Source organism: Actinomadura sp. BRA 177 (assembly GCF_013372625.1).
Lineage (GTDB): Bacteria > Actinomycetota > Actinomycetes > Streptosporangiales > Streptosporangiaceae > Spirillospora.
On sequence record NZ_JABXFD010000221.1, the window covers coordinates 1 to 9,912 of the forward strand.

The 9,912-nt window shown below is 70.7% G+C and carries 12 protein-coding genes; 5 read left to right on the forward strand and 7 right to left on the reverse strand.

All coding sequences use genetic code 11. The features are described from left to right. A partial coding sequence (locus HUX53_RS08310) for a hypothetical protein (protein ID WP_217919215.1) occupies positions 1 to 458 on the forward strand: 458 nt, incomplete at its 5' end. A gap of 3 nt (positions 459 to 461) precedes the next feature. Here the strand turns inward: HUX53_RS08310 and HUX53_RS08315 are convergent. Further along, positions 462 to 824, reverse strand: coding sequence for an STAS domain-containing protein (locus HUX53_RS08315; protein WP_176402577.1), 363 nt, complete (start codon positions 822 to 824; stop codon positions 462 to 464). Positions 825 to 952: 128 nt separating this feature from the next. Here HUX53_RS08315 and HUX53_RS08320 point away from each other — a divergent pair, with 128 nt between their 5' ends. Further along, on the forward strand, positions 953 to 1,381 hold the full coding sequence (locus HUX53_RS08320; RefSeq protein ID WP_176402578.1) for a MarR family transcriptional regulator: 429 nt from the start codon (positions 953 to 955) through the stop codon (positions 1,379 to 1,381). Between the two features lie 4 nt (positions 1,382 to 1,385). On the opposite strand, the gene HUX53_RS08325 is transcribed toward HUX53_RS08320, so the two are convergent. Together HUX53_RS08325 and HUX53_RS08330 are read right to left on the reverse strand one after the other, a co-directional pair. Next, entirely contained in the window at positions 1,386 to 1,619 is a 234-nt protein-coding gene (locus HUX53_RS08325; protein ID WP_176402579.1) for a DUF3040 domain-containing protein, read from the reverse strand. 109 nt (positions 1,620 to 1,728) lie between these two features. Then, positions 1,729 to 2,427, reverse strand: a complete 699-nt coding sequence (locus HUX53_RS08330; protein ID WP_176402580.1) for a metalloregulator ArsR/SmtB family transcription factor — start codon at positions 2,425 to 2,427, stop codon at positions 1,729 to 1,731. Positions 2,428 to 2,561: 134 nt separating this feature from the next. Between HUX53_RS08330 and HUX53_RS08335 the strand changes: the two genes are divergently transcribed. Both HUX53_RS08335 and HUX53_RS08340 read left to right on the forward strand, forming a co-directional pair. Continuing rightward, entirely contained in the window at positions 2,562 to 3,104 is a 543-nt protein-coding gene (locus HUX53_RS08335) for a DUF2231 domain-containing protein (RefSeq protein WP_176402581.1), read from the forward strand. After that, a complete protein-coding gene (locus tag HUX53_RS08340) occupies positions 3,101 to 3,529 on the forward strand; it encodes a hypothetical protein (RefSeq protein ID WP_176402582.1) in 429 nt (142 codons plus the stop codon). The genes HUX53_RS08335 and HUX53_RS08340 overlap by 4 nt, the downstream gene beginning before the upstream one ends. 140 nt (positions 3,530 to 3,669) lie before the next feature. Here HUX53_RS08340 and HUX53_RS08345 read toward each other — a convergent pair whose 3' ends face one another. The 4 genes from HUX53_RS08345 to HUX53_RS08360 form a co-directional block, all read right to left on the reverse strand. After that, positions 3,670 to 5,268: an MFS transporter gene (locus HUX53_RS08345; protein ID WP_176402583.1), complete on the reverse strand. Its 1,599-nt coding sequence runs from the start codon at positions 5,266 to 5,268 to the stop codon at positions 3,670 to 3,672. Positions 5,269 to 5,427: 159 nt separating this feature from the next. After that, positions 5,428 to 6,255 carry a carbohydrate ABC transporter permease gene (locus tag HUX53_RS08350; RefSeq protein ID WP_176402584.1) on the reverse strand — a complete coding sequence of 276 codons (828 nt, stop codon included), beginning with the start codon at positions 6,253 to 6,255 and terminating at the stop codon, positions 5,428 to 5,430. Continuing rightward, positions 6,252 to 7,244, reverse strand: coding sequence for a carbohydrate ABC transporter permease (locus HUX53_RS08355; protein WP_176402585.1), 993 nt, complete (start codon positions 7,242 to 7,244; stop codon positions 6,252 to 6,254). Before HUX53_RS08355 ends, HUX53_RS08350 begins: the two co-directional genes overlap by 4 nt. After that, positions 7,241 to 8,536: an extracellular solute-binding protein gene (locus tag HUX53_RS08360; protein ID WP_176402586.1), complete on the reverse strand. Its 1,296-nt coding sequence runs from the start codon at positions 8,534 to 8,536 to the stop codon at positions 7,241 to 7,243. The genes HUX53_RS08355 and HUX53_RS08360 overlap by 4 nt, the downstream gene beginning before the upstream one ends. 273 nt (positions 8,537 to 8,809) lie before the next feature. Here HUX53_RS08360 and HUX53_RS08365 point away from each other — a divergent pair, with 273 nt between their 5' ends. Further along, complete coding sequence (locus HUX53_RS08365) at positions 8,810 to 9,841, forward strand: LacI family DNA-binding transcriptional regulator (protein ID WP_176402587.1); 1,032 nt, start codon at positions 8,810 to 8,812, stop codon at positions 9,839 to 9,841. The last annotated feature ends 71 nt before the right edge of the window (positions 9,842 to 9,912 follow it).

Consider the following 9,912-nt stretch of genomic DNA (forward strand, 5'->3'; position numbering starts at 1 on the left):
CGGAGAGGGGTGTAGGGGTCGGACGTTTCGGGGGCGTGCTCCTGCGCGTCCGGCGTGGTGGACGCCATCTTCCGCGCCTGCAGCGCGGCGAGGGCCTCGGCATCCGCATCGGCCTGCTCACGCCGCCCAGCGGGCCGGTGGCGCGGATCGTCCACATCACGGGCCTGAACCGCACGATCCCCACGACGACCGACCGGACCGAGGCCCGCGCCGCGCTGCTGAGGCTGCGCTCCTCGGTGTACCAGGGCGTCGCCGTGGGCGACGTCCGCGACGACGTCGGCCTCGACCTCACCAACGTGATCGAGAGCATGCTCGACCGGCAGTGGTCGCCCCTCGACCGGCGCCGCGCCGACGTCGCCTACCTCCAGCACAAGATCTCGACCCGCACCCGGGAGGGCGGCATCACCGGCGGACGCTCGCGGCAGCTCCACCGCATCCTCGACAACGCCACCGGTTAGGGCTCACGGATGCGGGTGCAGCGCGGCGAGGGCCTCGGTCCGGTCGGTCGTCGTGGGGATCGTGCGGTTCAGGCCCGTGATGTGGACGATCCGCGACACCGGCCCGCTGGGCGGCGTGAGCAGGCCGATGCGGATGCCGAGGGCCTTGGCCCGGATGCAGGCGCGGAAGATGGCGTCCACACCGCAGGCGGCGCAGAAGCGCGTCCCCGACAGGTCGAGGACCACGCCCCGCGGGCTCGTGTTGAGCAGCCAGAGCAGCTGCGTGCGGATCTTCTGGTCGTTGAGGAGATCGACCTCAGCGGGAAAAGTCACGATGTCGCAGTCGTCCGTCTGGTAGACGTGCAGCACCGAAGGGGTCGGTCGCATCGTGTTCTCACCCCATCTCGCTCGTCCCAGCTAATGTATCGTGGCACGATATGTTTGTCCATGGTGTCGCGGTTCACCTGCCCGGATACGGCCGGTGAAGTAGCATCGAGGCAGGACCGGAGGTGCGCGTGCAGGAGCTCAGCCAGGAGGAGTTCACCGCTCTGCTGGCATTCCGCACCGGGCTGCGCCGCTATCTGCGCTGGAGCGAGGGGGCCGTGCGCGCGGCCGGGCTGACGCCGGCCCAGCACCAGCTGCTCCTCGCCGTCCGGGGGCACGGCGCCGGGCGTCCGCCCACGGTCGGCGAGCTCGCCGAGTACCTGCTGCTGCGGCACCACAGCACGGTGGAGCTGATCAACCGGGCCGAGAACGCGGGCCTGGTCACCCGCGAGCGCGACCCGGGCGACAACCGGGTGATGCGGATCCGGCTGACCGCCGCGGCCGGCCGCGTCCTGGCCGAGCTGACCCGCGTCCACCTCGCGGAACTGCGCAGCCTCGCGCCGATCCTGGACCGCCTGAGCGCCGAGCTGAAGACCCTGGAGGACCAGCCGGACGGCTGACCCGCTAACCCGCCACCGCGGCGGCGATCGCCCCGAGCGTGACGATCGACGCGATGAGCACCACCGTCAGGACCAGGCACAGCCGCCGGCTCGGTTCCAGCTTCTCCCGGGGCGGCAGGGTCTCGGCGGCCGACAACCGGTTGAACATGGCGAACCGGGCGGCGAGCTCCCGGTCCTCCCGGCACAGTCCCATCTCGATGAGCGCGAGAACGCGGCTCTCGTGCAACGGCAGGCTCATCGCTCCTCCAGCCCAGTGGCTTCGGCTACATCGACGCTCCTTACTGACTAACCCGGAGAAGCAAGATCTATCGCCAGATCTGTCGCTATCCGATCTAAAACGGGGCAGATCATTCGTCGCGCGGGCCGAACTCCACGCAGCAGTAGCCGGAGTGCGGGGCGAGCGTCGCCTGGACGTTGGACGCCCCGAGGCCGTCCACCATGCCGGACAGGAAGGCGTGGTTCACGCCGCACACCAGGCCCGGATCGTCCTGCGCCATGGGGTGGAACGGGCAGTTGCGCAGCCGCAGCCGCGTCGGGCTCTCCCGGTCGGGCTCGAACCCGTGCCGCTCCAGGATCTCCGCCGCGCACGTCAGCGCCCGCTCGGTGCCGAGCCGCCCGCCCCGGACCGGACGGCTCTCCGCCGCACCGAGCTCCCGGCCGCGCTCCCCGGCGGCCCGCAGCGCCGCGTCCTGCCCGCTCTCCCCCGGCTCCTGCCCGCGCACCGCGTCCAGCAGGATGCTCGCGAGCAGCCCGTGCTCGCGCTGCGGAATGCTGACCCGCACGTCGACACCGGACGGCTCGTACACCTTCGGCGCCCGGCCCACCCGCCGCACGCCGGACGGGTTGGCGTAGCGGGCGACCAGCAGCCCCGCGTCCACCAGCTTGTCGAGGTGGAACGCGGCCAGCTTCCGCGAGATGCCGACGCTCGCCGCCGCCTCGTCCCGGGTCACCGGCGCCTTCGCCGCCCGGATGAACGCGTACATCCGGCGCCGCAGGTCATCGCTGAGGATCGCGGCGGCCGCCAGCCCGGCCGAGTCCGAAGTCACCCCACCACCCTAACCCGCGATCGCCATAACACCCAAAAAGATACCCAAAACCGGACGACACCCCAGCGCACACGCTCACGGTTGACGGACGACTGCTATAACACCAATACTTGTTGGTGAAATAGGAGGTCGTCATGGACGATCCGCAACAGCAGTCGAAACGCCCGGTGAGCGCGCTCGCCGGGAGCTACGGCCATCCCCTGCACCCGATCCTCGTCACGGTGCCGATCGGGGCCTGGGTGGGCAGCCTCGTGTTCGACATCGCCTCGCACCTGGTCGACGACCCGGCCTTCCTGGCCAAGGGCTCCCTGTGGCTCATCGCCCTCGGCGTCGCGGGGGCGCTCGCCGCCGCCGCGGCCGGGTTCCTCGACCTGCTCGCCGTCCCGCCCGGGACCCGCGCCTTCCGCACCGCCCTCGTCCACATGTCCCTGAACCTCGCCGTGACCCTGGCCTACGCGGCCGCCTTCGGCTGGCGCCTGGGAAACGTGACGGGCCCGGTCGACCCGCCCCGAATCGCCCTCTCAGCCGTGTCACTGGCCGCCCTCGCCGCATCCGGATTCCTGGGCGGCAAGCTCGCCTACCGCTACGGCGTCCGCGTGGCCGACGAGAAGACCCAGGCCGAGGGCTTCACCACCACCGCACCCCGGCACACCGCCGACCAAGGAGAGACCGCATGACCATCGCCGCACTAGTCACCTGGCTCATCACCGCCCTGGGCGGCTTCTTCATGCTCGGCACCTGGATCGCCCGCGGCGGCGTCCGCGGCGGAACGTCCCGCCTCCCCGTCCCAGTGATCTTCGGCCACTTCTTCCTGGCCGCCGCCGGCCTGGTCATCTGGATCATCTACCTGCTCGCCGACACCAAGGCCCTGGCCTGGACGGCCTTCGCCCTCCTCCTCCCGGTGGCACTCCTGGGTTTCGCGATGTTCTTCCGCTGGCTGGCGGTAACCCGCACCCCATCAGTCCGCACAGCCGCCGCCCCAGGCTCCGCCCAAGCAGCCACCGCACCGGAGGCCGCCTTCCCGATCCCGATCGTCCTAGGCCACGGCCTCTTCGCCGTAGCAACCCTGATCCTCGTCCTCCTCAGCGCCCTCCAAGCCTGAGGAGAAAAGGGCAAAAAATACAGTGAGCACCTCTTGGCCATGAGGTGCTCACTGTGTGTCGGGCGGTCGGGCGAACCGGGCCTTGCGGTCCGGGTCAAGGCTTCGTCCGATGCCCGGGTTCTGCTGTTCTCAAGGCGGGGTTAGGTGCCGGCGACCACTTCCTTCTCTGGCTCGGGGACGGTGGGGGAGGGCCGAAGGCGGCGCGGGGTCATGCCAAGGGCGGCGATCGCTGCGATCACCATGAACCCCGCGACCATCAGCCAGGCGTTGACGTAGGCGGTGTGGGCTTCGGGCCAGCCGCGCGGGGCGCCGAGGGCGGCGACGGCGAGGCTGACGCCGAGGACGGTGCCGATCTGCCGGCTCATGTTCACCACGGCGCTGCCGGTGGCGTAGCGGTGGGACGGCAGTTCGACGGCGGCGGCCGACAGGATGGTGGGGAGGGCGAGGCCGACGCCGATGCCGCCGATGAGCCAGCCCGGCAGCAGCTGCGACGCGTAGGCCGGTGCCGGGCCGAGGCTCATCGCGATCATGACGACGCCGAACGCGCACAGCATGCACCCGACGGCGGTGATCAGGCCGACGGGGACCCGGGCCGCGGCGAGGCGTCCGGCGATGAGCGCCATGATGGGGACCATCAGGGGGCCGGGCGCGACGGCGAGCCCGGTCCTGATGGGCGAGTAGTGCCAGACCTGCTGCATCCACAGCACGCCGAGCAGCAGGTTCGCGGCGAACGCGACGGTGAACAGCAGCACCGCGGCGTTCGACCAGAAGAAGGTGCGGACGGCGAGCAGCGCGGGCTCGATGACCGGCGCGGGGTGCCGCAGGGAGCGCAGCCAGAACCAGGCCAGGCCGAGCAGCGCGGCGCCGATCACGACGGTGACGCGCTCGCCGGGCCAGTCGTTGATCTGCACCAGGCCGAGGGCGAGGAGGGCGATCGCGCCGGTCAGCACGGCCGTGCCGGGCAGGTCGGTGGGGTCGGTGGGGTCGGTGGGCGGGGTCGTCGGGTCGGTCGGGGTGCCGTCGCCCTCGCCGACGCCCGTCACCTCGCCGTTGCCGCCGTCGAACACGACGTCGGAGCAGCCGTAGAACGTCTCGTTGCTGTCCGAGCGCTGCCACACGGTGTAGATGATGTGGCGGCCGCTCTTGCCGGACGGCAGCTGGGCGTTCCAGTGGTAGTAGGCGTCCTCGTTGCCGGGCGACCCCACGCTGGGCGGGTCGGTGACGCTGTAGAACGGCTCGCTCTCCAGGTCGTCCCAGCTGAGCGGGCGGGTCGGGCTCCAGGTGTCCTTGGTGATGTAGGTCCGGAACGTTCCCGGGTGCGCCGCCCACTTGTTGTACCTGAACTCGATGTTCCCGCCGGACGTCAGGTGCGTGACCGGCCAGTCGTTGCGGGCCAGGTCGTAGCCGCTGAAGTCGTACACGACCGCGCCGCCGCTGCACAGCTCCCCATTGGGGATGAAGCCGCGGGTGCGGCCGGCGCCGTCCGAGCGGAGCACGGCGAACCAGTTGTAGAGCGAGTTCGGGCCGCTCTGCGCGATCGCCGCCGCGCAGGCCGGGTTGTGCGGGACGATCTGCCCGCTGGCGGTGAGCCCGTCCTTCCAGCACAGGTACGTGCGGCTGCCCGGCATCATCATCGCGCCGTGCGCGGACGCCGGCGCCGCCGCCAGCAGGGCGCCGGCGAGCATGGCGGGGCCGAGCACCGCGCCCGCCATCAGCGCCCTTCGTCTTCGCTTTCCCATCGTCCTCCCGTCCACGGGGTGAGGAGAGTCCTGTCCAACCGGAAGCTAACTCCGGATCAGCGGACCCCGGAACGGCCCTTTCAGCCTTTCATCCAGGGGCCGGGAGGACGGGACCATACGGCCCGGACGCGGTCGTCCGGGCCGTCCCGCGGCGGGCGCTCAGCCCTTCGTGGCGCCGGCGGTGAGCCCTCCGATCAGCTGGCGCTCGGCGACGGCGTAGAAGAGCAGCGCGGGGATCATCGCCAGCACGATGTAGGCGATGACGAGCGCGTAGTCCGTCGAGTACTGCCCCTGGAACTGCTGGATGCCGACGGGGATCGTCTGCCATTTCGGGTCGGCCAGCACCAGCAGCGGCAGGAAGAAGTTGTTCCAGCTCGTCACGATGGCGAGGACCGACACGGTGCCGAGGGCGGGCCGCGCCATCGGCAGCAGGATGCGCCAGAAGAACCCGAACCGGGTGCAGCCGTCCATGATGGCGGCCTCCTCCAGCTCCCCGGGGATCGTCCGGAAGAACGACCGCAGGATGATGATCGTGATGGGCAGCGCGAACGCGGCCTGCGGCAGGATGATGCCGAGCGGGTTGTCCAGCAGGTTGACCGAGCGCAGCAGGACGAACAGCGGCAGCACCGCCACCGCGGGCGGGAACATCAGCCCCGCCGCGAACAGCGTGAAGAACAGCTCGCGGCCCCGGAAGGCGTAGCGGGCGAACGCGAACGCCGCCAGCGCCGACACCGCGACGGTGATCAGCGTGGTGGCGACCGCGATCATCACGCTGTTGCCGATCTGCTGCCAGAACTCGCCGGACCCGAGGATGCCGGTGTAGTTGGACACCTTCCACGGCTGCGGCAGGCCCAGCGGGTCCGTGGTGAGGTCCCCGGTGTTCTTGAAGCCGGAGACCACCGCGTACAGCAGCGGGACGACGATGAAGGAGCCGAGCACCCACACCAGCGTGTGCCGGGACAGGCTCCGCGCGATGCTCGTCCTCATCGGCGGCCTCCCGCCGAGGTGACCGCGCCCTGCAGGTCGCGGCGCAGCGCGTAGCGCTGGTAGATCAGCGAGAACACCATGCTGATGAGGAACATGGCCACGCTGATCGCGCCCGCGTAGCCCATCTGGTAGCGCTTGAAGCCGAGCTGGAACATGGTGACGGCCATCGTCTCCGTGGAGTGCGTCGGCCCGCCCGTCGTGGTGACCCACACGAGGTCGAAGAGCTGGATCGAGCCGATGACGGACAGGAACACGCTGATCCGGATGGTCGGGCCGAGCAGCGGCAGGGTGACGCTGCGGAACCGCCGCCACGGGCCGGCGCCGTCGATCGAGGCCGCCTCCAGCACCTCCGACGGGATGCCCTGCAGGCCGGCGAGGTAGATCATCATGTGGAAGCCGAAGTACTTCCACGTCATGACGGCGAACAGCGTGGGCAGCGCGGTGTCGGGGTCGGCGAACCACCTGCCGGCGAGGTCGCCGAGCAGCGGCAGGTCCCCGACGAGCTTGTCGGCGAGCCCGCTGCCCGGCAGGAAGATGATGCCGAACAGGACGCCGGCGATGACCTCGGACAGGATGTAGGGCGCGAAGAAGATCGCCCGGTACACCGCCCGGCCGCGCATCCGCTGGTTCAGCAGGACGGCGGTGCCGAGCGCGATCGGCAGCTGGACGGCGACCGAGAACACGACCAGCAGCAGGCCGCGCCACAGGTCGCCGCGGAAGACGGGGTCGTCGGCCAGCTTGCGGAAGTTGTCCAGGCCGACGAAGTCGTCGGGCCAGCCGAAGCCGCCCCACTTGAAGAAGCTGGTGTAGAACGCGACGAAGATCGGGATCAGGACGAAGACGAAGAACAGCAGCAGGGCCGGCAGCAGGAACCAGGTGGTGGACGCCCAGCCGCGCATCCGCGCACCCATCGACGCCTTGGGGCCCCGCTTGCGCGGGGCCCGTGCGGCGTGCCGCGGCCGGTCATCGGTCGTGGCGGACAACGTCATTGGCTCTTTGCCACCTTGGTGACGGACTCGGTGACCTGCTGCGGCGTCTTCTTGCCGCCGATCAGCGCGGCGACGCTGTCATTGACCTCCTGCCCGACGGCGGGCGGGAACGCCTGGTCGAGGTAGAGCTGGAACCCGGTGGAGGCGTTCAGCGCGTCGGCGACCAGCTTGCGGTTCTTGTCGAGCTCGTTCTCGGCGCCCTTGACGACCGGCATGAACGCGCCCGAGGAGACGAGCTTGCGCTCGTTCTCGTCGTTCATCAGGAAGGCCAGGAAGTCGATGGCCTCCTTGGGGGCGTCCTTGCTGAGCGCGTGCCCGTTGCCGCCGCCGAACACGTCGGTGGCCTGGCCCTGGCCGCCCTCCACGGTCGGGAAGGGGAACCAGCCGAGGTCGTCGCCGAGGTCCTTGCCGGAGGCGTCCTTCTGCACGGCCGGCGCCCACTGCCCCATCAGCGACATGCCGGCCTTGCCGGCGCCCATGGTCGCCGCCTGCCCGCCCGGGGTGTCGAACCCGGCGTTCTGGAAGCCCTTCTGGAAGGGCTGCAGGTCGGCGAGCTCCTTGAGCTTCTGGCCGGCGCCGACGAACGCGGCGCCGCTGAAGTCGTTGCTCTTCCCGGCCTGCTCCATCGCGGACATGCCGCCGATGCGCATCGCGAGGTAGGCCCAGTAGTAGTGGCCGGGCCACTTGTCCTTGCCGCCGAGCGCGATCGGGGTGACGCCCGCGGTCTTGAGCTTGCGGACGGCGTCCAGGTACTCCGTCCAGGTCTTCGGGGTGTCCTTGATGCCGGCCTTCGCGAAGAGCTTCTTGTTGTACCAGAAGCCCACCCCGCCCATGTCGTACGGGACGGCGTAGGTCTTGCCGTCGAACTGGTACGGCTTCTGCGACACCGGGGTCATGGTGCCGAGGACGGCGGAGGCGTCGGAGGTGACGTCCTTGACCAGGCCGGCGTCGATCTGCTGCTTGAGCACGCCCCCGCCCCAGGTCACGAAGATGTCCGGCAGCTTGCCGGAGGCGGTGAGCGCCGTCATCTTCGACTTGAACGCCTCGTTCTCCAGGTTGGTGAGCTTGATCTTGACGTCCGGGTGCGCCGCCTCGTACGCCTTCGCGATCTGCGGGTAGAGCGTCTGGGACGGTTCGGTGGTCGCGATGTCCATCCACTCGATGGTGACCTTGCCGCCGCCCCCCGAGTCCGAGTCGCCGCACGCGGCGAGCATCGGCGCTGCGGTGACCACCACGGCGCCGGCGGAGACTGCGGTCAGGAACGAACGGCGCGACAGGTGTGGAATGCCCATGATGGCCTCCTGGATGGGGGGTGGGCTTGGGGCCTGGTCGGAGCGGAACCGGGTCCGCCCCGCTTCGAAATCTTTTCGAAAGTCTTCGAGCTTGCCGTTGCGGTGGAACTCTAAGAAAGGGCCACCCCAGGGTCAAGACCTCAGACCCTGCTGACCTAAATGAAATGTTGAGAAGTCCGACTCGGGGGCTAGGAGGGAGCGAAACATTGCGATACTGTTCGCAATCGTTTCCTCGGGGAGGAGTGAAGCGTGCCCGTGCGCACCACCGACGAGATGCCGGACCCGCCGTCCCGGCCCACCCTGGCGCTGATCGCGTCCGAGGCGGGGGTCTCCCCCGCCACCGTGTCCAAGGTCCTGAACGGCCGGACCGACGTGGCGGCCGCGACCCGCGAGCGGGTGGAGGCGCTGCTGCGCACCCACAACTACCCGGGCCCGGGCGGCTCCCGCCGGGCCCGCAGGTCCGGCCTGATCGACCTGGTCCTGGCCGGCCTGGACAGCCCGTGGGCGGTCGAGATCATGCGCGGCGTGGAGGGCGAGTGCGCCGAGCACGGCACCGGCGTGGTCGTCTCGCTGCTGCGCGACGACGACGCCCGCCCGCCGAGCTGGCAGAACCTGCCCGCGCTGCACCACAGCGACGGGGTCATCCTGGTCACGTCCCGGATGACCCGCCGCCAGCGCGAGCAGCTGGAGCGGGCCGGTGTCGCGCTGGTGCTGGTCGACCCGGTGAACCTGCCGGACACCGACATCGCCAGCGTCGGCGCGACCAACTGGGCCGGCGGCCTGGCCGCCACCGAGCACCTGATCGAGCTCGGCCACCGCCGCATCGCGATGGTCGGCGGCCCGGCCGACATGCTCTGCACCCAGGCCCGGGTGGACGGCTACCGGACGGCGCTGGAGCGCGCCGGGATCGAGGTCGACAAGGACCTCGTCCGGTACGGCGACTTCCACCACCAGGGCGGCTTCGCGCGCACCCGCGAGCTGCTGGAGCTCCCCCACCCGCCGACCGCGATCTTCGCGGGCAGCGACGAGCAGGCCATGGGCGCCTACCAGGCGGCCCGGCTCGCCGGCCTGCGCATCCCCGAGGACCTCAGCGTCGTCGGCTTCGACGACCTGCCCACCTGCGAGTGGCTGTCGCCACCGCTGACGACCGTCCGGCAGCCGCTGGAGGAGATGGGCCGCGTCGCGGCCCGCACCCTGCTCCAGCTGCTGGACGGCCGGCCGCCGCTGACCCCCCGCGTGGAGCTGGCCACCGACCTGCGTGTCCGCGCCTCCACCGCCCCGCCGCCCCCCTCGCAGGAACGATGACCGAAGCCGGCCCGGCCGCGAGCCCGACACGCGAGCCCTCGCAGGACCCCGCGGCACCGACCGCCGAGCGG